Raw genomic sequence first — 22,893 nt, 5'->3', positions numbered from 1 at the left:
CTTCTGGGGTCATCGAGCGGAGACGGCGTAGCCGGCGGCCCAGGCGTCGAGCACGTCGCCGTGCGGCTTCACGAAGTGCTCCTGGGTGTAGCGGCCCTGGGTGATGGCGAGCTGGCTGCGCTCTTCGCGGTCGTAGGCGATCTCGGTGCGGGAGAAGTCCTGCTGGTCGAGTGTTGGGCTGTAGATGTTCGCGGCGGCGGAGTTGGCGTTGTAGATCTCGGGTCGGTAGATCTTCTGGAACGCCTCCATCGTGCTGATCGTGCCGATGAGCTCGAGGGTGGAGTAGTCGCTGAGCAGGTCTCCGCGGAAGTAGAACGCGAGCGGGGCGACGCTGCCTGGGGGCATGAAGTAGCGGACCTGCAGCCCCATCTTGCCGAAGTACTGGTCGGTCAGGGAGTACTCGTCCTGCCGGTACTCGACGCCGAGGACGGGGTGGTGGTTGTCGGTGCGCGTGTACGTCTTGCTCGTCGAGACGCTGATGCAGATGACGGGCGACTTCGGGAACCGCGCCCGGTAGGCGGCCGAGTCGAGGAAGTGCTGGAACAGCTTGCCGTGGAGCTCGCCGAAGCCGTCGGGCAGGGAGAAGCCGCCCCCGCCCGCGTTTGCCGACGGCAGCAGCACGCTGAAGTCGTAGTCGCGGAGGTAGGAGGAGAAGTTGTTGCCGACGATCCCCTGGTGGTGCTCGCCCGTCGACTGGTCGACGATCCCGATGTCGAGGACCTCGAGCAGCGGGAACTCGCGGTCGTCGCCTTCGTCGTCGAACTGCAGCGATGCGGAGATGATGTCGAGCTCGAGCGTGTAGCGGTCGCCGGTCGGGTTGTCCCAGCGGGCGAGGTCGTTGAAGCGACGGTCGATCATCGTCAGGGCGTTGCGGAGGTTCTGCTGACGGTGCTCGCCGCGGGCCAGGTTGGCGAAGTTCGTGGTGATGCGGGAGCTCTCCGACGGCGCGTAGTGCTCGTCGAAGCGCGTGGTGGTGATGTTGAACGTGATGTCGTTCGCCATGTGAGGCCTATCCGGGAGTCGAGAGGCCGGTCGGCCTGTGGGCGTGGATGCGTCCATTGTGCAGGCGATTCGCGGCCATCGAGTAATTCGACGCAACTATGCGTCACTATAGGCTTCGGCTATGACTCGGCGATCGAACGGCGTGACCCTGCAGCAGCTGCACTACTTCGTCGAGGTCGCCGCCGAACGGTCGATCAGTGCCGCCGCCGACATGCTGTTCGTCGCGCAGCCGACGATGTCTGCGGCGATGAAGGACCTCGAGACCCGGGTGGGCCGCGCGCTCCTCGTCCGCTCTGCCCGCGGCGTCTCGCTCACGACCGACGGGACGGAGTTCCTGCGGTACGCGAAGCAGGTCGTCGAGCAGGTGGAGCTGCTCGAGCAGCGCTACCTCGGTCGCCCGCCTTCGCGTCGCCTGCTCGGGGTGTCCGCGCAGCACTACTCGTTCGCGGTCGACGCGTTCGTCCGCATGGTCAAGGGCACCGGGGCGGCCGAGTACGAGTTCTCGCTGCGCGAGACCCGCACGTGGGACATCATCGAGGACGTGCGCACGCTCCGCAGCGAGCTGGGCCTCCTCTACCGGAACGAGTTCAACCGGAACGTCATCGACAAGCTGCTGCGGGAGTCGGGCCTCGCGTTCCACACGCTGTTCCTCGCGGAGCCGCACATCTTCGTCTCCCGGAGGAACCCGCTCGCGTCGAAGGCGCGCGCGACGCTCGACGACCTCGCCGGCCTGCCTCGGCTCACCTTCGACCAGGGCGCGAACAACTCCTTCTACTTCGCCGAGGAGATCCTCTCCACGCTGTCGAGCAAGCAGGAGATCCGCGTCTCCGATCGCGCGACGATCTTCAACCTCATGATCGGCCTCGACGGCTACACGATCTCGACGGGCATCATCAGCGACGACCTCGACCCGGGCATCGTCGCCGTCCCGCTCGACGTGGACGAGCGCATCGAGATCGGCTGGATCGGCCACTCCGCGATCCCCCTCACCGCTCAGGCGCAGCGCTACCTCGACGAGGTGCGGGCGGTTGTCGCGGAGGCTGGGGTGGAGCTGCTCGGGTAGGGGAAGTTCGGATCCACTCGGGGATTTTCGCGCTACTTTGTAAGTAGCTGAGCATTCTGTACGTTTCAGTCGATGAGGCGTACCCTGTCGACATGAGTCAGATAGCTATCACAGATGCCCGTGCCCGCCTGGCCTCGATCATCGACGATGCGCGCCTCGAACCGGTGTACCTGACTCGGCGGAACCGGCCTGTCGCCGCGGTGATCGATGCCGCACAGCTTCAGCAGCTCCTCGAGGACGCCGAAGAGCTGGCCGATATTCGCGCAGTGGACGCTGCGTGGGAGGAGACCGAGGCGTTGGGTGAGGAGCCGGTCCCGTGGGAAGTCGTCAAGCGTGACCTCGGTCTCGCTCCGTGAGCTACCGGATCCTGGTCCTCCCGGCGGCGGCCAGAGTCATCAAGAAGCTCCCACCGGAAGCGAAGCGTCGCATCCAGGCAGCGGTTGAGCTGCTCGCAGAGGATCCACGACCACCTGCCGCCAAGAGACTCTCCGGACGCCCGGAGTGGCGAGTGCGAACGGGGGACTACCGAGTGCTGTATCGCATCCAGGATGACGTCTTGACCGTGGTGATCGTTCACGCTGGTCATCGGCGTGAGGTCTATATGGCCTAGGTGAGGTGAGCGTTTTGCCTGTGCGGTCTGCGCCGATGGTGGCCTAGTCCGCTCGCGCATGGCTGAGCGCTCGTCTCTGCGCCACCACGTCCGGCGTCGGCGCAGCCTCACGCCTCGAACGTCACCCGCCCGCCGACGACCGTCAGCACCGTCCGCGCCGTGAGCAGGCTCGCGGCGGGTTCGGTGAGCACGTCGGTGTCGACGACCGTGAAGTCGGCGGCGAAGCCGTCGCGGATCTCGCCGCGCCAGCTCGCGTCGCCGACGGAGGCGGCTGCGTCCCGCGTCGCGTGGAGCAGTGCGCGCTCGATCGGCACGGTGCGGTCGAGGCGAGAGGCCGAGTAGCTCGGGTCGAGGGCAGACTCGCGGGTCGCCGCGATGTAGAGGTTGGCGAGCGGACCGTACGGGGCGGTTGGCGCATCCGTCGAGAACGCCAGCGTCGCCTGGGCGTCCTCGTACTCGTGCCAGGCGAAGCCCCGCTCGACTCGATCGTCGTCGAGCTGCGCCATCCAGTTGCCGAGCACCGCCGGATCGGCGTGCACGGGCTGCATGGATGCCGTCACCCCGAGGGTCGCCATGCGCTCGGCGGTGCCAGGCGCCGCGTACTCGAGGTGCTCGATCCGGTGACGGCGCGGAAGCTCGCCGTTGGCCTCGAACGCATGCTCGAGTGCATCCAGCGCCATGCTGCTCGCCGCGTCTCCGATGGCGTGCATCGCGATCTGCAGGCCGGCCGCATCCGCCGCCGCGACCACGGGGAACAGTCGGTCCGCCGGCCAGATGGCATCGGCGTTCGACCCGTCGGCATACGGCGTGCTCATCGCCGCCGTGCAGGCGTCGATCGTTCCGTCGAGGATGAGCTTGATGCCGACCACGCGCAACCAGGGCGAGGCATGTTGGGCCGAGAGCTCCCCGGCACGCTCGACCTGCGAGAAGTTCTGGGCGTCGTCGTCGGTATTGGAGACGAGCCAGTGCGCCGCAACCCGCAGGGGGAGGGTGCCGCCCCGTCGGTCCGCCGCGCGCCGGAGTGCGTCGAGCGCGACCTCGTTGAGCGCCATATCGACGACCCCCGTCACGCCGACGGCGCTGTACGCGGCGAGCACGCGCTCGACGGCGACGTCTCGGTCGGCGTCGGTCATCGCGGCGTCACGCTGCGCCCACGCGTACTCGACCGCGGCCGTCTCGAACAGCATGCCGTCCGGCTCCCCGTCCGCATCCCGCCCGATGCGGCCGCCACTCGGGTCAGGGGTGTCGCGGGTGATGCCGAGCTCCCGCAGGGCCGCGCTGTTGACCCAGCAGGAGTGGTAGTCGTTCGCGTCGAGGTACACGGGCACATCGGCGACGACCTCATCGATCATCGCGGCCGTCGGGGCGCCGCCCGGGATCGAGTCGAACAGCCAGCCGCGACCCCGCAGGACGCGGGCATCAGGGTCCGCGGCGCGGGCCTCGGCCAGCAGGCGCTGGATCTCACCGAGGTTGCGGGCATCCGTGAGCCCCACCTGCCCGAGGGCCTCGCCCATCATCACGAGGTGCGTGTGCGCGTCGGTGATCCCGGGGAGCACAAGCTGCCCGCGCAGGTCGACCGTCTCATCCGGATGCGCGGCGAAAGCTCTGGCCCCTGCCTCGTCGCCGACGAACGCGAACACCTCGTCGCGCACCACGAACGCCGTCGGGGCGGGTGCTTCCGCTGCGGTCCCGGATGCGGGGCCCTGGAAGACGTGGGCATTCGAGTACAGGGTGGTGGTCATGCGTTGGCCTCCGTGAGGATCGGGGTGGAACGTTCGGTGCGGGTCGAGATGGCGGCGATGATGCCGGTGGGGACGGCCAGGACGAAGCTCGTGATGCCGAGCGCGAGCGTGAAGCCCTGCGCGCCGAGCGTCTCGCTGAGGCTGGCCCCGACGAGGGGAGTGAGGGCCGAGCCGACGAGATAGACGGAGAGGAGCGGGCCGGACCAGCGGCCGCGAGCATCCAGCGCCGCCGCCGTCGAGAGGAAGTACATGTACGCGACGGCGTAGATGGAGTTCCAGGCGATGAACGCCACGATGAGCACCGCCTCGTCGGTGAGCGTGCCCTGCACGATCTTGAGGATGCCGCCGAGCACCAGCAGCACGATGAGGGGCACGGCCCGGCCGAGGCGGTTGCCGACGGCCATGAGCGCAAGCGAGCCGAGGAGCCCGCCCGCGGTGGCGCCGGAGAGCGCGATGCCGAGCCCCTCCGGGGTCAGGCCGCTCGTCTCGGCACCGATGATGCCGATCATGGCCCAGAGCGAGTCCTCGCTGACCGCCCAGAGTGCGAAGACGACCAGCAGGCCGAAGCCGCTCACCGTGAGCAGTCGCGACGACGCGGCGCTCTGCGTGCGGATTGCGCCGGTCGGCGGGATCTCGATCGGCATCGCCTCGCCCGTCGCGGCGCCAGCTGTTCCGAGTGCGGCATCCGCGTCGAGCAGGGGAACGCGGGGGAGCCACTTCGTCATGACCAGGCCGATGGCCGAGAAGAGCGCGAGCGAGCCGAAGACGTTGAGCGGCGCGAGCCCGAGCAGGGGCAGGGTCGCGAGGACGATCGAGATGACGCCTCGGTTCGTGAAGCCGTTCCAGCCGGCCACGCGGTCCGGGTTCCGGAATGACGCCATCGCCGCTCCGGCCGAGGCGACCGCGCCGCCGGCGCCGATGCCGCCGACGAGGAGGCCGGGGATCGTGAGTGACGGCACGAGGGCCGCGGCGAGGAACCCGAGCGTCGCGACGGTGAGACCGATGCGGGCCACCTGATGGCGGCGCGCGCCCGCGCAGAGGCCGGCGGCGGCGAGGCCGGCGACCGCGGTCAGGAGGAGCGTGCCCGTGACGAGCCAGCTCGCCGCGAGCACGTCGAGGCCGACCGCCGTCTGTGCCGCGGTGATCATGTACGGCGACAGGTTCACGGCCAGGTAGCCGGCGATCGCGATGGCGAACGTCGCAGAGGCCGGCGCGGGGCGCAGGGGCACTCGCGTGCTGAGTTCGGCTGCAGTGGTCATGGGGCTCCATGGGTCTGGGTTCTCGGCGTGCGTCCTGCTGCTGCGAACAGGTTGCGGCGCGACGTGCGTTTGGCGAACACCATTCGCCAGCGAATGGTGTTCGCTAGTATGCACGGAGACGGAGCCGAGCGGAAGGCATCCGGAGCATTTTCCTCGACCAACACGACGGGGAGGCCAACACACGTGCACGAGGTGAAGGGGCGAGCCATGGAGGGACGCAGGATCGTCGGGCTCACCCCGGCCCGCATCGCCGACGCCGGGCTGCAGCTCGTCGAAGCTGGCGAGCCGTTCGGCGTCAACGCCATCGCGCGCAAGCTCGAGGTGCGGCCGTCCTCGCTCTACAAGCACGTCGCGGGACTCGACGACATCGTCGAGCTCATGCGCGGCCGGCTCGTCGATCGCTACCGGGCAACACCGGAGCAGCGGGCATGGGACCAGTACGTCGAGGAGGTCGTGCGACTCCAGCGGCGCATGTACGCCGACCATCCGGCGCTGCTGCCGTTCCTCATCGGGAAGACCATCACGAGCTCCTCGGTGATCGAGGCCTACGATGACCTCGCCGTCGCGCTGCAGGCCGGGGGCTTCCCCGACGACGACATCGTCACGCTCATCGGCATGATCGACGCGTTCGCGATCGGCTTCGGCCTCGAGCTGGCGTCACCGGAACAGGTCTGGCAGCCGGATGCGCCGACTCGGCTCTTCGGGAGGCTCCTCGCCGACTCCGGGTCGGGCCCCGAGCGCATCGAGCGCTCGTTCGAGCTCGGACTCGCGGTCCTGATGGCTGCGCTGCGCGAACGCCTCCCGCGCGCCCAGGGCTGAGTTGTGGTCGTTCCCGCGCTTCGCAAGCAACCACAAGTCAGCCCTGGGCGGGGAGAGTCAGCCCTGGGCGGGGCGGAACGCCCGTCGAGTCAGTAGCCTGGTGACACCTGCCCGCCCCCAGCCCGGAGCCCACGATGACGTTCTCGCACGGTGCCGCTCCCGAGCGCACACGCAGCAGCCCTTGGCTGTACGTCGCGCTCGGCGTCATTCTCGTGGCCGCGCTCGCGGTGCTCGGCTTCTTCTTCGGCGGCGCGTTGCTCACGCAGGCCACGAGCCGCGCCGCGGAGACCGACGAGACGGTCACCGTCGGCAGCGACGAGTCGGCCGTCGCGGTCGTCGCGCCTGCCGGGTGGGTCATCGTGCCCCACTACTTCGGCACCGACGTCGTGACGCTTCGCAGTCCGGATGCGCGCCTCGAGATCACCTTCCAAGTGCCGTCCCAGCCCCAGTCGATGGTGGATGCGTCTGAAGCCGCAGCAGGTGAGGCGAGCGAGGTGCTTGCCAAGGACGGGCTGGTGCCAGAGGGCGCGATGGCCGCCGACGTCGGAAGCCTCTTCTGGATCGACGAGGTGCCGAAGGAGGGGCTCTCCGTGCGCCACGCGAGCTACGAGTACGGGCAGGCTGCCGCAGAAGGACAAGGGGCTCCCGGCGTGATGGTCGGCTCCGCGGCCGTTGCGAGCGCTGGTGCCACCTCGCCGAACGCTGCGGTACGGTTCAGCGCCAGTGCAGACGACCTCGACCGGTACCGCCCCGCCATCGCCCAGATCCTCGAGAGCATCGGCGGGTCGGCCGCGTGACGCGCAGTCGATGGCGCTCGCGGCAGCCCAGCACACAGCCGCGCCCTGTGCGGCGCCTGCTCGCGGTCGCGATGCTCACGGCCACGGCCCTCGCGCTCTCGGCGTGCGCCCCCGCTCCCGACCTGGCCTGGCAGCCGCCCGTTCGCGCGGCCGTGACGAGCTTCGACGAGGCGGTCGGTGACGTCGCCGGCGCGGAAGCCGGGGCCACGCCCCTGGACCACTACCGCATCCGCGACTCGGCACCCGCCGTCGACGCGAGGTGGACGGAGGTGCCAGGGCAGACCGATCTGAACACGCGTGTCCGCTCGCTGGTCGTCGACGCGGTCGGCGACTTCGCGACGAGGCTCGGCACCGTCTACGAGCCGGAGGCCGCGGCAGCGGGAGCTGGGCTCGGAAGTCGCGGCTGCGAGGCGGGCTCCAGCAGCATGCCGGCCGTTGAGGTGCTCGCCCAGGGTGGCGCCACGGCGGGTGAGGCGCTCGTCATCACGTGCGAGATCGTCGTCGCCAGCGGCAGCGAGTTCGGCGAGCGCGTCCGGGTCGTCGAGGGAACCGCGGGAGCAGCCCCGGCGGTCACCCGAGACGAGAGCTTCGTCTTCTTCGCCGACACCGCGACGGCGCAGCAAGCCGGTGGCGCCGACGTCATCACGGCGGACGCGGCACTGGCCATCTGGAACGAGCTCGTGCTCGCCGCGCGGCGAGAACTCGGCGCCCTCTGGGATACGCAGGTCGCGGCGCCGAGCGACACCAACGCGGCCGTGCTCGCACAGGGGTTCGCCGACGTCACGCCCACACCGGACGGTGGACTGCGCATCGGCATCCCCGCGGGCCTCCTCACCCCTGAGATGGACGTATCCGGCGGTGCGAACGCATCCCCTCCCGTCTCTCCTGACGGCGAGACCACGCTCGTCGTCGGCGAGCCGATCTCGCACCGCTTCCCGAGCATCCACATCGGCGCGGAACTGGCAGCCCCCATGCTCACCGACCTCGGCCGCGAGCTCGTCGCCGCCTCGGCGACCCCGCAGCCGCTCGTCGCGGGCCAGCGGCCGCTCGCCGGCGACCGCCAGGTCGACTGCACGCTGTTCCCGTGCGTCGCCCTGACCTTCGACGACGGCCCCGCGCCGATCACGGAGACGCTCCTCGGGCAGCTGCGGGAGCAGGACGCGACCGCGACCTTCTTCCTCGTCGGCCCGAACGTGCAGCGGCACCCAGAGATCGCGAGGCAGATCGACGACGACGGCCACCAGATCGGCAACCACTCGTGGACGCATCCGCGGCTCACAACCCTCGACGACAAGAAGATCGAGGAAGAGGTCAAGAAGACCAACGACGCCATCGCGGCCGCGACCGGCGAACGGCCGAGCGTCTTCAGGCCCCCGTATGGCGACCTCGACGCGCGGGTCCTCACGAAGCTCGGCATGCCGGCCATCCTGTGGGACATCGACACCCTCGACTGGGAGGGGCCGCCTCACGAGACGCTCGTCGACCGCGGCGCGAACGAGGCGGAGGCCGGGTCGATCATCCTCATGCACGACATCCACGACTCGACCGTCGACGCGGTGCCCGAGATCCTCACAGGCCTCCACGACCGGGGGTTCGTGCTCGTGACGATCGATCAGATCTTCGGCGGCGCCCCAGCCGCGGGCAACAGCTACACGTCGGCGCGGTAGCTCAGGGGTGCGAGACCAAGACGGCGAGGCCAGGACAGCTCCGCCAAGATAGCTAGGCCTCGACCTGCGCGGCCCAGGCCTTCACGAGCTCGGCGAGTGCGTCCCGCGCATCTGCGAACTCGGCCAAGCTCGCGAACGAGACGACGGCGCGGCCCGGGCCCCGCCACGTGAGCAGCTTCGAGCGGTCGTCGACGACGACCTCCGGGTGCGCTGGCTTCACCTTCGCGCCCGTGTGCAGGACGAGCTGCACGGCCTTCGGGCGCCGGAGGTTGAGGGTCGCGAAGTCGTCAGCGACCCTGTAGTTCGGCGACTTCCACTTGATGCTCTCGACGACGTCGGGATGCGCGTCCAGCAGCAGCCCCCGCAGGCCGACCGCCGCATCCCGCAGTGGATGCTCGAGCTCGGCGAAGTAGGCGTCGACATCCGGCGACGGGGCAGCGGTCATGCCGCCAGCGTAGACCTGTGGTCCGCTGGCGGCTCGACTCGCAGCACTGCTCGGGCTCGGGGCGCCGGTCAGTACTTCGCCGACTGGCCGCCATCGATGGGAACGACGGCCGCGTTGATGTAGCTCGCGTCGTCCGACAGGAGGAACGCGACGACCGCTGCGATCTCCTCGGGCTGCCCGTAGCGCTTCGTGGGGTTGATCTGGATGAACTGCTCTGCTGCCTGCTTCGGGTTCTCCGCGTCGAGCTGGCGCATCGAGTTCTCGACCATGGGCGTCCAGATCGCGCCGGGCGCGATGGCGTTGACGCGCACGCCGAACTGGCCGTACTCGACGGCCGAGTTTCGGGTGAGGCCGACGACGCCGTGCTTCGCGGCAGCGTAGCCCGACTGGTTTCCGACGCCGCGGATGCCGCCGACGGATGCCGTGTTCACCACGAAGCCGGAGCCCTGCTCGCGCATGACCTTGAGCACCTTCTCGAGGCCGAGGAACACCCCGCGGAGGTTGATGGAGACGACCCGCTCGAACTCGTCTGCGCCGAAGTCCTCGGTGAGGTTCTGGCGGCCTTCGATGCCGGCGTTGTTGAAGAAGCCGTCGATGCGGCCGAAGCGCTCGAGAGTGGCGGCCACGTAGGCGTCCGTGTCGGCCTCGCTGGAGACGTCCGCGGTCGTCGTGAAGACCTCGGCGTCAGGCGCGGCCTCGAGGATGGCCGCCTTGCTCGCTTCAAGGCCCTGCTCCGAGATGTCGACGAGTGCGAGCTTCCCGCCCTCGCTCGCGACGCGGACCGCGGTGGCGCGGCCGAGGCCGGATCCTCCGCCGGTGATCAGAACGACTTTGTCGGTGAACCGAGACATGCTTCTCCTTCGTTGCGGTGCATCGCCCGGCAGTCGCAGGACGACACTCTAGTTATGTCGTGGCCTAGTGAATTTATTCCCGAGAGGCCTCCGCGACGGGCCCGACTCGCCCCCAGCGAGCATCCACATCCGCTTCCTAGGATTGCGATATGACTCAGGCGACGCAGGACGCACGACCAGACGGCGAAGAAGCGGCAGATCAGGGCGTGTACTCGAAGGCCGGGCAGCCCTTCGACCGAGATACCAACTACATCGGCGACCGCATCACGAAGGATGCGCGCCCGGTCGGCGAGGGCATCCAGACCTGGCCCGTCGAAGCCGGACGCTACCGGCTCGTCGTCGCTCGCGCCTGCCCGTGGGCGCACCGCTCGACCATCGTCCGCCGGCTCCTCGGCCTCGAGGACGCCATCTCGATGGGCATCTGCGGCCCCGTGCACGACAAGCGCTCGTGGACCTTCGACAAGGACCCGGGCGAGCTCGACCCGGTGCTCGGCATCCCGCGCATCCAGGACGCCTACCTGAAGCGCTTCCCGGACTACCCCCGCGGCATCACCGTGCCCGCCATCGTCGACGTGCCGAGCGGCGGCGTCGTGACGAACGACTACCCGTGGATCACCCTCGACTTCTCGACCGAGTGGACCGAGTTCCACCGCGACGGCGCCCCCGAGCTCTACCCGGAGGTGCTGCGCGACGAGATGGACGCCGTGATGAAGCACATCTACACCGAGATCAACAACGGCGTCTACCGGTGCGGCTTCGCGGGGTCGCAGGAAGCCTACGACGAGGCCTACGACCGACTCTTCGCGGCGCTCGACATCGTCTCGGAGCGCCTCGAGACACGTCGCTACCTCATGGGCGACACGATCACCGAGGCCGATGTGCGTCTCTACACGACGCTCGCCCGCTTCGACGCCGTGTACCACGGCCACTTCAAGTGCAACCGGCAGAAGCTGAGCGAGATGCCGGTGCTCTGGGCCTACGCGCGCGACCTCTTCCAGACCCCCGGCTTCGGCGACACGACCGACTTCGTCGACATCAAGCGCCACTACTACGAGGTGCACCGAGACATCAACCCGAGCGGCATCGTCCCCGCAGGCCCAGAGCTCCACAACTGGAAGCTGCCGCACTTCCGCGAGCAGCTCGGCGGGTCGCCGTTCGGCGACGGCACCCCTCCCGGCCCGAACCCAGAGCCCATCGAGGCTGCTCACGACCTCGTGCACCTCGGACGCTCGCGCGCATGAGCGGCGACGTGATCGCCGTGCTCGACGACTTCGCGAGCCGCCCCGTCGAGGCTGCCGAGCGCCTCGCGGGCGAGCTGACCGCAGATGCCCTCAACGCGCATCCGGGCGGCCACGACAACTCGATCGCCTGGCTGCTCTGGCACACGGCGCGCGAGATCGACGTGCAGCTCACGGCCCTCTCCGGTGTTCCCGAGGTCTGGTCAGCTGAGGGCTTCGACGCCCGCTTCGGCCTCGGCGAGCTCGGCGACTCGGTCGGCTACGGGCACTCGACGGCCCAGGCGCGCGCCGTCATCGTCGACGATGCCACGCTGCTGCTCGACTACCTGCGCGCGGCGACGGATGCACTGCGCACGTACATCCGCTCGCTCAGCCCGGATGCGCTCGGCGAGATCGTCGACGAGCAGTGGGACCCGCCCGTCACGCGCGCCGCCCGCATCGTCAGCATCATCGACGACGCGGCCCAGCACATCGGCCAGGCCGCGTACGCCGCAGGCATCCTGCGAGGGTGATGCTCGACGGCTCGGGCTCGAGCCCTACTTCGAGCTCGAGCCGCGTCCGACCGCGGCGGCCCTGCCCGGCTCCCCGCCGGGGCTTCGCTGCGACTTCCGCCCCGTGAAGATCACGATGGCCCCGCCGATCGCCGCGACGATGGCGATCGCGCCCCAGATGCCGACAGCGGCCCACGCGGCACCGCCGATCACCAGCAACGGCACGAAGGTGATCGCCGCGACCTCGACGGGCACGACCGGCAGGTAGGCGATCGAGAAGTCCTCCAACGTGCGCGACTTCATGCGCGGGTCCACGATGCGAAGCAGGGCGATGCCGGTCGCGACGGCGCCCGTCGCCCAGCCCCACGTGAACAGCTGGCGCTCGAACCACCCGTCCTGCATGAGTCGAGGCGCCGCGAAGAAGCCGAGGAACAGGCAGAACGCGAGACCGACGAGGAACAGGATGAGCAGGGCGAGCCAGTTGTCGGCCACGATGCTCGGCACGATGGAGACCATGCCGCACACGACGAGGACGTCGGTGGCTGCGCCGGAGATGGAGCGCAGCGAGTCGGGGTCGATGTACTTGCGCGTCTTCGAGACGGCCATAAGCCCCCGCAGGACGAGGCCGACGATGAATGCGATCGAGAAGAGCGGGAACGTCACGGCGGGGAGCAGCTCGCCCAGCATCAGGTTGATGCCGTAGGCGCCGGCGGACACGCCGGCGACGATCGCCGCCTGGAACGCGAGCGACTCGATCGTCCCACCGGAGAAGGTGTGCGTGCCGATCGAGGGCCGCGTCTTGATCTGATCGAGCACACCCGTGCGCAGGTCCTCCGGCATGCTCTTCATGCCAGCGAACTCCTTCGCGTGGCCACGCATCGCACCGATCTTCGCCTGGATGATGCCGCCGACCACGCCGACGAGCATGCCGACGGTCGCCGCCGTGAACGCGATCGACTGCACCTCCGGCTGGCCCGCATCCGCGAACACCGCCCCGATCGCCGCCGCCGAGCCGAAGCCGCCCGCCCAGCCCGCGAAGAGCATGAGGCCGATGCTGTCTGGAGCCCCGAGCAGAGGGCCGAGGAGCACGAGCACCAACACGAGGCCGATGACGACCTGCAGCGAGTACATGAGCACGCCATAGGCGGCGAACCCCGCGACGTTGCGGCCGATCTTGAAGATGTTGAAGTCGTCGGTGAGCGCGAGGCACGCGAACACGAGGACGATGAGCAGCGAGCCGTATGTGCCCAGCTGGTCGGAGAAGGGAAGGAGCCCGAGCCCGTTCGGACCGAGCAGCAAGCCGAGCGCACCGGCGATGACCGACGCGGGGATCATCATCGTCTGCAGCGGTTTGATCTTCGCCCTCGCGAGGGTGCCGATGATGAGGAGCATGCCGATGAGGCCGGCATCGACGAGGAGAGCTTGAGGCGTGTACTCCACGAGAACTCTTTTCTGTGCGTTGGGGATCGTGAATCCGGTCGTCGCTGACCGGGAGGAATGGGCGGGTCAGCGGATGAGCGAGTTCTGAGCGGCCCAGCCGTGGAGCGCCGAGCTGATCGGCCCGAGCAGGCCGAGCGGGTCGCCCGCCGCGACGCGCACTGCCAGCGGATAGCTGTGCTCCGCGTCCTGCAGCTCACGGAACGCCACCCCCGGCCACGGGTGCAGCGCGAGCGACTGCGGCACGAGCGCGATGCCCAGCCTGGCGCTGACGAGACCGAGGATGGCCTGCTCGTTCGTGACGCGCGCGGCGATTCGGAGCGGGTGGCCGGAACGGAGGAACGCGCTCGCCGTCAGGTCGAAGGCGAGCGGCGCTCGCCCGCGATCGAAGAGCACGAGCGGGAAGTCGCGGAGCTGCTCGGCCGAGACGATCTGCTGCGCGGTCAGCTCATGGTCGGCCGCCACGGCGACGCAGAGGCGCTCGCGGAAGGCGACCGCGTGCCGGTCGCTGTCCGGCGAGAGGTCCCGGAGCAGCGCCACGTCGAGGTCGCCGTCGTCGACGGCCCTGCTCAGGTCCGTCGTGCCACCGTCGGAGACCGTGACGGCGTAGGGCGACAGCGGCTCGGCGCGGAGCAGAGTCGGCAGCGCGCTGGAGAACAGTGAGCTGATCGATCCGAGGCGCAGCACCCGTTTCGCGCGTTCCTCGGTGGCCGTCGACGCGAGGTGCTGGAGGCCCTCTGCTCGACGGCGGATCTCCACCGCCTCCGGGTACAGCGCCTCGGCGGCCGGCGTCGGGACGACGTCACGTCCGCCGCGTTCGAAGAGGGTGACGCCCAGCTGCGCCTCGAGGGCCGCGACCGCCTGGCTCACGGGCGACTGCGCGAGTCCGAGTCGCTTCGCAGCTCGGGTGAAGCTGCGCTCCGTGTAGACGGCCACGAAGCAGCGCAGCTGCTTCAGGCTGATCTCGCTCACGCGCTGAACCGCTGCGGCGCGAAGGGGGAGATGTCGAACTCCGGTGTGCGGCCCAAGGCGGTGTCGGCGAGGATGTCGCCGAAGACCGGGGTGAACTTGAAGCCGTGGCCCGAGTATCCGGTGCCCACCGTGATGCGCTCGCTGATCCTCCCGATGATCGGGGTCTTGTCGAACGTGAAGAGGTCTGCGTGCACGGAGTGCTTGGCGATCGCGTCTGGCAGGCCCGGGATGCGCGCATGGATGTCGTGCGAGATCTTGGCGCGCTCGGCGACGCTCAGGCGGCGTTCGAGCTGCTCGGGAGCGTCGATGTCTCCCCACTTCGCGTCGTAGCCGGCCTTCACGAGCGAGCCGTCGAGGGTCGGGACGCCGAAGATATGCACGTTGCCGTGGTCTCGGATGAACGCGGGGAACACCTTGGGTGCGAAGTCGTGGGGGTTCTCTGGCGCGAACCAGGTGAGCGCGATGGGCTTGATCGTCAGGTGCGGTGCGAGTTCCGGGAGGAGCTGTGGGGTCCAGATCCCTGCCGACACGATGACCTGCTTGGCGCTCAGCGTGCCGTCCGCTGTGGTGACGTGCACTGCGCCTGCGGTCTCCTCGATCGAGAGCACCGCCGTGCTTCCGCGCAGCTCGGCGCCCGCGGCGCTCGCGCGTCGTTGGATCTCGGTCACGGCCGATTCGGGTCTGAGCGCACCGCCGAGCTCGTCGAGGACGGCGATCTCATCGGTCAGCTGCTCATGCTGCGGGTAGCGGCTCCGGAGCTCCGCCGTCGACAGGGCCGCGTGCGGGATATCGGCGTGGGCGAGGGAGCGGCGCACCTGCTCGAGGCGAGGGTCGTCGGGGGAGCCGATCGAGAGCACCCCCGTCGACTGGAAGATGGGTGCCCGGCTCTCCTCGGCCAGCTCGAGCCAGGCATGACGGGCCGCGAGCAGCAGGGGCACGTAGTGGGACCCCTCGTGGTAGGCCGCGCGGAAGAGGCGGCTCTCGCCCGAGTAGGCCCCGTCGTCATGGACGAGGGTCTGCGCCTCGAGGCCCAGCACGCTCGCGCCATTGCAGGCCAGATTCCAGGCCGCGTACGAGCCGGCGGCTCCGAGTCCGATGACGACAACGTCTGCATCCATCACATGATCATGCGTGGTCCGAAACCCAAACGCAAGACTTAAATCAGATTGAGGCAGTCATTCGCCAAACGAAAAACAGCTGATTTCGGTGTCTCAGAGGTCGGACAGCGCCTTCGCGATCGCGAGGTGCAGGGTCACGAGCGTGGGCCACCCCTCTTCCGAGACCTGGTGCGCGTTCAGAATGGCGTGCGCGATGCACCATTCCCTGGCGTCATCGAGATCGATGCCCGCCTCGCCACTGATCAGCTCGACCCGGCTGCGTACCTCCGCGTGCATGAGCGCACCGCCCCGGTAGTCCTCGACGCGAGTTCGCAGCGCCGGGTACACCTCGAATCCGGCGGGACCCGCGACGGGCTTCGGGTCGATGGCAAGCCACGGCTCCCGCTCGGCGACGAGCACGTTCCCGTAGTGCAGATCGAGGTGCAGCAGCCTCGGCTCGTAGGGACGCGAGTCGAACGTGTCGAGGGCGCGGTCGACCCACCGGCGAGGCACCGAAGGCGGATGCGCCCGCAGGGGCGCGATCCAGTCGCGCGCCTCGACGCGGAAATCGGGCACCGAATGCGGGGGTGCGACGTGGAGGCGCCGCAGGAGGCCGCCGATCACGAGGCACGCGTCGTCGGTCTCGACCGAATGCAGGTCGAGATCCGCGTCGAGGGGCTCGAGGAGCAGCGCGAAGTCAGCCGGATGCGCCGCCACGAGCCGCGCGATGCCCCCGCCGTTCCAGTGGCGAAGCCCGAGGTGCTCGACGGCTGCCTCCCGATGGGGCCAGCTGAGCTTCAGTACCTGCGGCTGCCCGTGACGAGCGACCGGCAGCACGATCGCGTTATGGCCGTTGTGAGCCGCACCGGTGATGGTCAGCTCCCACGCGTCGAGGCGCTCGTCGATGAGAGACGGCAGGCGGCGGAGCCACTCGTCGCCGTCCACCCCGAGGTCGGCGGGGCGACCCGCGACGCGGCGGACGAGGTCTTCTGGGATCAGCACGATGGCCACACTGACGGCATCCGCCGAAAGTACACCATCACGCGGGGCGCGTTCCTCTCGGAGCGAGGGCTGAAGGCGGGCACGAATGCGGGCACGAAAAAGGCCTGAGCTTGCAAGAAAGCTCAGGCCTCTTCGATCACACAACTGTCGGGGTAGCGGGATTTGAACCCACGACCTCTTCGTCCCGAACGAAGCGCGCTACCAAACTGCGCCACACCCCGATCGCTCACCGCTGAGCGGCGAACTCCCCAAGAGTACCCGAAGGTTGCTCGCGCCGCCAACCGAGGGCGCGAGCAACGGAAACTCCTACGGCCCGGAGGAGACGAACAGCCTGATGTCGCCGGTCGGCTCGATGGGAGTGCCGGTCGCGGGGTCGGTGCGGATCACCTGCCCGCTCGGCACGCTCGCACTCTTCTCGGCGATCACGGTGACGGTCCCGCTGAAGCCGGCGCCCGCGAGCAGCGCCGTCGCCTCATCCTGGGTCTTGCCCGCCACATCCGGTGCCAGGAGTCCGTTCGACGCGTCCTCCGACAGGGCCGAGGGGTGGATGGTGATCGTCGTCCCCTTGTCGACACGCGTGTTGGCGGTCGGCAGGGTGTTCGCGACGCTTCCCGGCGACTGGTCGGAGTCGGCCGATGGCCCGATGGACACGCCGAAGCCGAGCCCCTCGAGCACCTGGCGTGCCTCCTCCGTCGACCGGCCGGTCACGTCCGGCACGGTTGCGAGCACCAGCGCGTCCTCGTCCTCCACGTACTCGGGGAAGTCGCCTCCGCCGTACGTGGTCATCGCGTGCCCGATGATGTCGTTGAAGAGCACGTGACGCGTCTGGCTCCCCGCCGCGAGGGGCAGGTCGACGTCGTACATGGGCAGGAGGCCGTTGGCGTTGCCGACCCAGACGGCGAGTCCGACCCTGGTCGTCGCCCCGACCATCCACGTCTGCAGGCCGTTGTCGGTCGTGCCGGTCTTGCCGATGAGGGGAACGATGCCCGGGTTCGACCGCGAGCCGGTGCCGCCGTTGACGACGCCAGCGAGGGCTTCGTCGACGCCCGCCGCGACCTGCGGCGAGACGGCCTGGATGCAACGGGATTCGGGACCCGAGACCTCGGTGCCGTCAGGAAGCGTCACGCGGTCGATGCCTGTCGGCGAGCAGGTCGTGCCATTGTTCGCGAGCCCTGACATGACGGTTGCCATCGAGAGCGGGGCCATCTCGTTGGCGGCGCCGAGGATGGCGGCGGGTACCGAGGAGTTGATCGCTCCATCGGCGCGGTGACCGCCGAGGGCCATCGCGGTGTCGCGGATGCGGCACTGGTCGAGGCGCTCCGCCATCGTCACGTAGGCGGTGTTGATCGACGAGGCAGTCGCCGACTTGACCGAGACGGTCCCAACCCGCTGGCCGCTGTCGTTCGTCGGAGCCCACGGGCCGTCTGACTCGGCCTCGCACGTGTTGGAGAAGTTCTCGAGGTAGAAGGTGCGGTTCTGTCCTGGGACCGACGAGTAGAGCGACTTCCCCGACGAGAGCCATTCGGCGAGCGTGAAGATCTTGTACGTCGAGCCGGTCTGGAATCCGGTGGAGCCGCCGTACTCGTAATCGGCGTTGTAGTTCACCGAGGTCACACCGGGTTGGCCTTGGTTCTCGGCCACCTCGCTGAACTGGGTGTTCTGCACCATCGCGAGGATGCGGCCGGTGCCGTTCTCGACCATGGAAGCGGCGGCGCCGAGCTCCGTGCCCGGGTAGCTGGACGGCACGGCGTTCTGCATCGACTGCGTCGCGACGCCCTGCATGTCAAGGTCGAGGGACGTGTAGATCTTGTAGCCCTTGCCGGCGAGGTTGAAGTTTCGCTCGGCCTCGGTCGCACCGAAGGCCTCGTCCTGCAGCACGGAGAGCTGCACGAACTTGCAGAAGTACTTCGCGTTGCCTTCCGCGAACTCGCACCCGTGGTTCGGCTCCGTGACGTTCGGCTCCACCGGCAGCGCGATGGTCGCCTCGTAGGTCGCCTGGTCGATCGCGCCCTCCTCCATCATGCGCATGAGGATGTAGTCGCGGCGCTCCTTGTTGCCCTCGATGTTCTCCTCGCGGTCGAGGCGGTAGGCGTTCGGCTCCTGCACGATCGCGATGAGGCTCGCGGACTCCTGCAGGTTCAGGTCGAGCGCGGACTTGCCGAAGTAGCGCTGCGCGGCCGACTCGATGCCGTAGGTGGTGCCGCCGAAGAGGGCGATGTTGAGGTAGCCCTGGAGGATCTCGTCCTTCGAATACTGCTGCTCGACGCCGATGGCGAGGCGCATCTCCTGGAGCTTGCGGCCCGTGTTCGGGTCGGTCGCCTCGATGTAGGCCTTCTCGCTCTCGGCGGGGTCGAGGATCGCCTCGGCCTCCTGCACGCGCACGTTGCGGACCCACTGCATGGTGATGGTCGAGGCGCCAGCTGAGGCGTCGCCGATGACCGAGGTCACGAGGGCTCGCGCAGCGGAGATGACGTCGACGCCGTCGTGCTCCCGGAAACGCGGGTCCTCAACCGAGATGGCAGCAAGCGGCACCCACGGCGAGACCTGGTCGAGGGGTACCTCGATGCGGTTCTGGTTGTAGAACTGCGCGAACTTCACGTGCTGCCCGCCCTGCTTGGCGTAGAGCTCGGTGACCTGCTGGAGCTCGTTGATCTCCAGGTAGTCGGGGAGGCTCTCGAACAGGTTGATCGAGCTGTTGTCCGCGATGTTGGCGACGGAGATCAGCGGAGTCACGAGCGCGGTGATGAGAACGGCGGCCAGGCCGCTCACCCCGACCAGTCCGAGGACGCGCGTCAGAGGACCGCGCTTCCGGTTTCCACGTTGCTTTGTTGCCATGGCGGTCACGATACCCGGGGTAGGAAGGTCAGGAGGGTCGCCTCCGGTGGGCATGCGAAACGCACCGGGGCGTAGATGGAGGTGCCGAGTCCGGCAGAGACGTGCAGGGCGGCGCTGCGGCCACGCGAGGTCCACGTGCTGAGGCCCTTCACCTGCTCACGCGGGATGTCGCAGTTGGTGACAAGCGCCCCGTAGCCGGGCACGCAGACCTGGCCACCGTGGGTGTGGCCGGCGAAGATCGCGTCTGCGCCCAGGTCGACGAGGCCGCTGAGCACACGCTGGTACGGGGCATGAGCGAGGCCGATCGTGAGGTCCCAGTCCTGGCCCTCCGACGCGTCTCGCAGCGCCTCGCCCGCCGCGGCGAAGTCGTCGGCGTCGATGTGCGGGTCGTTGACCCCGAAGAAGCGGATGCGCCTGCCGGCGACCTCGAGGACGGCGGCACCGTTGTTGAGGGGCGTCCACCCGAGGCGGTCGAAGTGGGCGGTGAGGCCCTCCGTGTCGAGGTGCGGAGCCTTCTTCGCAACGTGGGTGGAGCTGCTGAAGTACGTGAAGGGGTTCTTGAGGACGGGGCCCAGGTAGTCGTTGGAGCCGTACACGTGCACCGAGGGGATCCCCTCGAACGGCTCGAGCATGCTGGCGACGGTCGGGACCGCATCGACGTGGCCGAGGTTGTCACCTGTGCCGATGACGAGGTCGGGCTGGAGGGCGGCGAGCCCTCTGACGAAGTCCTGCTTCTTGCGCTGCCATGGGGCGACGTGGAAGTCGCTGAGGTGCAGCACGCGCAGCGGGGCCGAGCCCGGGGGCAGGATGCGCGACTCGATGCGTCGCAGGCGGAACGCGCGGCGCTCGATCATCGTGCCGTAGACGGCGGTCGCCGCCCCCACCCCGAGAAGGGTGAGGGCGACGGCGCTTGCTGGTCCGAGGCCGGAAGAGGTTCCTTGGCCCGAGGTGGCGACGGAATTCGCCATGTGGAACTCGTTTCAGTTGGTGCGATGGCCTGCTAGGGGCCGGAAGAGACGTAGACCTGGATGGAACCGCTGCGCTCCAGCTCTGCGCCGGGCGCCGGGTCGGTGCGGATCACCTGTCCCTTCGGGACGGTCGAGCTCTCCTCGGTGAGGATCGCCATCGTGCCGCTGAAGCCGAGCTGGGAGAGCGTTGACTGCGCCTGCTCCTGTGTCTGCCCCGCCAGGTCCGGTGCGACGAGCGCCGCGGTGGTCGGTGTGGGGGCTGGCCCGCGCGACGGGCTGATCGTGATCGTCGTTCCCTGCGTCACGCGGGTGTTGGCGCTCGGCAGGGTGCTCGCCACGGTGCCTTCCGGCTGATCGGATGCGACGGCGTTGCCGACGGACACGGTGAAGCCGAGCCCCTCGAGCGAGGACTTCGCCTCAGCGGTCGTCTTTCCGGTCAGGTCGGGGACCGTCACCTGCTCGTTCTTGACGGCGCTGCCGGTCGGCTCGGGGAACGAGTCGCCTCCGTAGGTGCGCATCGCCTGGGCGATGACGTCGTTGAAGATGACGTGACGCGTCTGGCTTCCGACCGCACGGGGGAGGTCGACGCCGTACATGGGGACCTGGCCGCTGGCGTTGCCCACCCAGACAGCGAGGCCGACCTTCGTGGTGGCTCCGACCATCCAGGTCTGCAGGCCGCTGTCCGTCGTTCCGGTCTTGCCCATGAGCGGTGCGATGCCGGGGTTCGAGGCGCTGCCCGTGCCGCCGTTGGCGACGCCCTGGAGGGCCGCGGTCACGCCGGCCGCGACCTCGGGGGTCACCGCCTGGTTGCACGTCGACTTCGGGGCCTCGATGGATGAGCCGTCGCGCAGCGTGATGCTGTCGATCGCGATGGGCGTGCAGGTGACGCCGCCGTTCGCGAATCCGGCCACGGCGGTCGCCATGGACAGAGGCGCGATCGTGTTGGTTCCGAGCACTGCGGCCGGGTTCGACTCGTTGATGGCCCCGTCGGCGCGGTGCGCGCCCATGGCCATCGCGGTGTCGCGGATGCGGCACTGGTCGAGCTGTTCGGCCATGGCCACGTACGCCGTGTTGATGGACTGCGACGTCGCCTGGCGGACCGACACGTTGCCGACCTTCGCGCCGCCGTCGTTCGTCGGCGACCAGGAGCCGCCGTCAGCGCCGAGGCAGGAGTTCTGGAAGTTCGCGAGGTTGAAGGCGCGGTCCTTGCCGTTGACCGAGGAGTTCAACGACTTCCCCGACGCCAGCCATTCGGCGAGGGTGAACATCTTGTAGGTCGACCCGACCTGGAACCCCGTGGAGCCGCCGTACTCGTAGTCGGTGTTGTAGTTCACCGACGTGTACCCCGGTTGGCCGGCCAACTCCTCCGTGTCGCCGAAGGCGGTGTTCTGCACCATCATGAGCACGCGGCCCGTGCCCTCTTCGACCATCGAAGCGGCAGATCCCATGTCCATGCCGTCGACGTAGGCGGGCACGGCCGAGGCCATCGAAGCCTGGCCCTGAGCCTGCATGTCGAGGTCGAGGGTCGTGTGGATCTGGTAGCCCTTGGTCTGGAAGTTGAACTGCCGCTCCTCGTAGGTCTCACCGAAGGCGGGATCCTGCACCATGACGAGCCGCACGTAGTCGCAGAAGTACTGCGCGTTGCCCTCGGCCGCGCCGCAGCCGTGCTTCGGCTCCGTCGGGCGGGGCTCGACGGGCAGCACGACGGTCGCGTCGTAGGTCGCCTGGTCGATCGCGCCCTCCTCCATCATGCGCATGAGGATGTAGTCGCGGCGCACCTTGTTCGGCTCGATGTTCTCGGGCACGTCGAGGCGGTAGGCGTTCGGCTCCTGCACGATCGCGATGAGGCTCGCGGACTCCTGCAGGTTCAGGTCGAGCGCGGACTTGCCGAAGTAGCGCTGGGCGGCCGACTCGATGCCGTAGGTGGTGCCACCGAAGAGGGCGATGTTGAGGTAGCCCTGGAGGATCTCGTCCTTGGAGAACTGCTTCTCCACGCCGATCGCGAGACGCATCTCCTGGAGCTTGCGGCCCGTCGTGGTCTCGGTCGCCTCGAGGTAGGCCTTGTCGCGTTCCTCTTGATTCGGGATCGCTTCGGCCGTCTGCACGCGCACGTTGCGCACGTACTGCATGGTGATCGTGGATGCGCCTGCCGCGCCATCGCCGATGACGGACTGGGCGAGCGCACGCGCCGCGGAGATGACGTCGACGCCACCGTGCTCGCGGAACCTGGGGTCCTCCACCGAGATCGCCGCGGCGGCGACGTACGGGGAGATCTGGTCGAGTGGGACCTCTTCGCGGTTCTGGTTGTAGAACTCGGCGAACTTCTGTCCGTTGGCGGCGTACAGCTCGGTCTTCTGCTGCAGTGAGCCGATCTCGAGGTACGTCGGGAGGTTCTCGAACAGCGAGATGGTGCTGTTCGCGGCGACGCCGGTGACGGCGATGAGCGGGGTGATCATGGCCGTGACGAGCACGCCCGCGACTCCGCTCATACCAAGCAGCCCTAGGAGGCCACCCAGAATGTTGCGTTTGGGCGCCCCTGGATTCGTGACAGACATAGGATCAAGGGTAAGTCACACCCGCTCGTGGCGTCTTCAGGAG

Annotated in this window: 20 protein-coding genes and 1 tRNA gene; 8 read left to right on the top strand and 13 right to left on the bottom strand. The window is 68.8% G+C overall.

What is annotated here, in order from left to right; genetic code table 11:
• Positions 1–9 precede the first annotated feature (9 nt).
• Positions 10–1,002, bottom strand: coding sequence for a DUF1852 domain-containing protein (locus C5E07_RS12960; RefSeq protein WP_104299732.1), 993 nt, complete (start codon positions 1,000–1,002; stop codon positions 10–12).
• A 121-nt stretch (positions 1,003–1,123) separates the two neighbouring features.
• Here C5E07_RS12960 and C5E07_RS12955 point away from each other — a divergent pair, with 121 nt between their 5' ends.
• From C5E07_RS12955 to C5E07_RS12945, 3 genes are all read left to right on the top strand, one after another.
• On the top strand, positions 1,124–2,065 hold the full coding sequence (locus C5E07_RS12955; RefSeq protein WP_104243205.1) for a LysR family transcriptional regulator: 942 nt from the start codon (positions 1,124–1,126) through the stop codon (positions 2,063–2,065).
• A gap of 92 nt (positions 2,066–2,157) precedes the next feature.
• A complete protein-coding gene (locus tag C5E07_RS12950) occupies positions 2,158–2,421 on the top strand; it encodes a type II toxin-antitoxin system Phd/YefM family antitoxin (protein WP_104243203.1) in 264 nt (87 codons plus the stop codon).
• Entirely contained in the window at positions 2,418–2,675 is a 258-nt protein-coding gene (locus C5E07_RS12945; RefSeq protein WP_104299731.1) for a type II toxin-antitoxin system RelE/ParE family toxin, read from the top strand. The genes C5E07_RS12950 and C5E07_RS12945 overlap by 4 nt, the downstream gene beginning before the upstream one ends.
• 107 nt (positions 2,676–2,782) lie before the next feature.
• Here C5E07_RS12945 and C5E07_RS12940 read toward each other — a convergent pair whose 3' ends face one another.
• Together C5E07_RS12940 and C5E07_RS12935 are read right to left on the bottom strand one after the other, a co-directional pair.
• Positions 2,783–4,417: an amidohydrolase gene (locus tag C5E07_RS12940; RefSeq protein WP_104299730.1), complete on the bottom strand. Its 1,635-nt coding sequence runs from the start codon at positions 4,415–4,417 to the stop codon at positions 2,783–2,785.
• Positions 4,414–5,676, bottom strand: a complete 1,263-nt coding sequence (locus C5E07_RS12935; protein ID WP_181058031.1) for an MFS transporter — start codon at positions 5,674–5,676, stop codon at positions 4,414–4,416. Before C5E07_RS12935 ends, C5E07_RS12940 begins: the two co-directional genes overlap by 4 nt.
• Positions 5,677–5,883: 207 nt before the next feature.
• On the opposite strand from C5E07_RS12935, the gene C5E07_RS19540 reads away from it, so the two are divergent.
• From C5E07_RS19540 to C5E07_RS12920, 3 genes are all read left to right on the top strand, one after another.
• On the top strand, positions 5,884–6,495 hold the full coding sequence (locus tag C5E07_RS19540) for a TetR/AcrR family transcriptional regulator (protein ID WP_181058029.1): 612 nt from the start codon (positions 5,884–5,886) through the stop codon (positions 6,493–6,495).
• 134 nt (positions 6,496–6,629) lie between these two features.
• A complete protein-coding gene (locus C5E07_RS12925) occupies positions 6,630–7,292 on the top strand; it encodes a hypothetical protein (RefSeq protein ID WP_104299727.1) in 663 nt (220 codons plus the stop codon).
• Between the two features lie 47 nt (positions 7,293–7,339).
• Positions 7,340–8,959: a polysaccharide deacetylase family protein gene (locus tag C5E07_RS12920; RefSeq protein WP_104299726.1), complete on the top strand. Its 1,620-nt coding sequence runs from the start codon at positions 7,340–7,342 to the stop codon at positions 8,957–8,959.
• A gap of 52 nt (positions 8,960–9,011) precedes the next feature.
• Here the strand turns inward: C5E07_RS12920 and C5E07_RS12915 are convergent, their stop codons facing one another.
• Both C5E07_RS12915 and C5E07_RS12910 read right to left on the bottom strand, forming a co-directional pair.
• The gene (locus C5E07_RS12915) at positions 9,012–9,404 is read right to left on the bottom strand and encodes a DUF1801 domain-containing protein (protein WP_104299725.1); all 393 of its coding nucleotides are present in this window, start codon (positions 9,402–9,404) and stop codon (positions 9,012–9,014) included.
• A 68-nt stretch (positions 9,405–9,472) separates the two neighbouring features.
• Positions 9,473–10,255 (bottom strand): glucose 1-dehydrogenase, encoded by a 783-nt coding sequence (locus C5E07_RS12910; RefSeq protein WP_104243187.1) that lies wholly within the window; start codon positions 10,253–10,255, stop codon positions 9,473–9,475.
• A 149-nt stretch (positions 10,256–10,404) separates the two neighbouring features.
• On the opposite strand from C5E07_RS12910, the gene C5E07_RS12905 reads away from it, so the two are divergent.
• Together C5E07_RS12905 and C5E07_RS12900 are read left to right on the top strand one after the other, a co-directional pair.
• On the top strand, positions 10,405–11,496 hold the full coding sequence (locus C5E07_RS12905) for a glutathione S-transferase family protein (protein WP_104299724.1): 1,092 nt from the start codon (positions 10,405–10,407) through the stop codon (positions 11,494–11,496).
• The gene (locus C5E07_RS12900; RefSeq protein WP_104299723.1) at positions 11,493–12,005 is read left to right on the top strand and encodes a DinB family protein; all 513 of its coding nucleotides are present in this window, start codon (positions 11,493–11,495) and stop codon (positions 12,003–12,005) included. The genes C5E07_RS12905 and C5E07_RS12900 overlap by 4 nt, the downstream gene beginning before the upstream one ends.
• Positions 12,006–12,029: 24 nt before the next feature.
• On the opposite strand, the gene C5E07_RS12895 is transcribed toward C5E07_RS12900, so the two are convergent.
• The 8 genes from C5E07_RS12895 to C5E07_RS12860 all read right to left on the bottom strand — a co-directional run bounded on the left by C5E07_RS12895 (position 12,030) and on the right by C5E07_RS12860 (position 22,784).
• Positions 12,030–13,424, bottom strand: coding sequence for a sodium/glutamate symporter (locus tag C5E07_RS12895; protein WP_219819520.1), 1,395 nt, complete (start codon positions 13,422–13,424; stop codon positions 12,030–12,032).
• A gap of 66 nt (positions 13,425–13,490) precedes the next feature.
• Positions 13,491–14,393 carry a LysR family transcriptional regulator gene (locus tag C5E07_RS12890; protein ID WP_104243181.1) on the bottom strand — a complete coding sequence of 301 codons (903 nt, stop codon included), beginning with the start codon at positions 14,391–14,393 and terminating at the stop codon, positions 13,491–13,493.
• The gene (solA, locus tag C5E07_RS12885; protein ID WP_104299722.1) at positions 14,390–15,511 is read right to left on the bottom strand and encodes an N-methyl-L-tryptophan oxidase; all 1,122 of its coding nucleotides are present in this window, start codon (positions 15,509–15,511) and stop codon (positions 14,390–14,392) included. The genes C5E07_RS12890 and solA overlap by 4 nt, the downstream gene beginning before the upstream one ends.
• A 93-nt stretch (positions 15,512–15,604) precedes the next feature.
• A complete protein-coding gene (locus C5E07_RS12880) occupies positions 15,605–16,492 on the bottom strand; it encodes an aminoglycoside phosphotransferase family protein (protein ID WP_181058027.1) in 888 nt (295 codons plus the stop codon).
• 147 nt (positions 16,493–16,639) lie between these two features.
• A tRNA-Pro gene (locus tag C5E07_RS12875) sits at positions 16,640–16,713 on the bottom strand.
• 85 nt (positions 16,714–16,798) lie between these two features.
• Positions 16,799–19,327: a transglycosylase domain-containing protein gene (locus C5E07_RS12870; RefSeq protein ID WP_181058025.1), complete on the bottom strand. Its 2,529-nt coding sequence runs from the start codon at positions 19,325–19,327 to the stop codon at positions 16,799–16,801.
• Positions 19,328–19,332: 5 nt separating this feature from the next.
• Positions 19,333–20,295 carry a metallophosphoesterase gene (locus tag C5E07_RS12865; RefSeq protein ID WP_104299719.1) on the bottom strand — a complete coding sequence of 321 codons (963 nt, stop codon included), beginning with the start codon at positions 20,293–20,295 and terminating at the stop codon, positions 19,333–19,335.
• A 32-nt stretch (positions 20,296–20,327) separates the two neighbouring features.
• The gene (locus C5E07_RS12860) at positions 20,328–22,784 is read right to left on the bottom strand and encodes a transglycosylase domain-containing protein (RefSeq protein ID WP_181058023.1); all 2,457 of its coding nucleotides are present in this window, start codon (positions 22,782–22,784) and stop codon (positions 20,328–20,330) included.
• Between the last annotated feature and the right edge of the window lie 109 nt (positions 22,785–22,893).

The sequence above is a fragment of the Pseudoclavibacter sp. RFBJ3 genome (assembly GCF_002931375.1).
GTDB lineage: Bacteria > Actinomycetota > Actinomycetes > Actinomycetales > Microbacteriaceae > Pseudoclavibacter.
The sequence above is the reverse complement of the archived record's forward strand: the minus strand, read 5'-3'. Positions and strand labels throughout refer to the sequence as shown.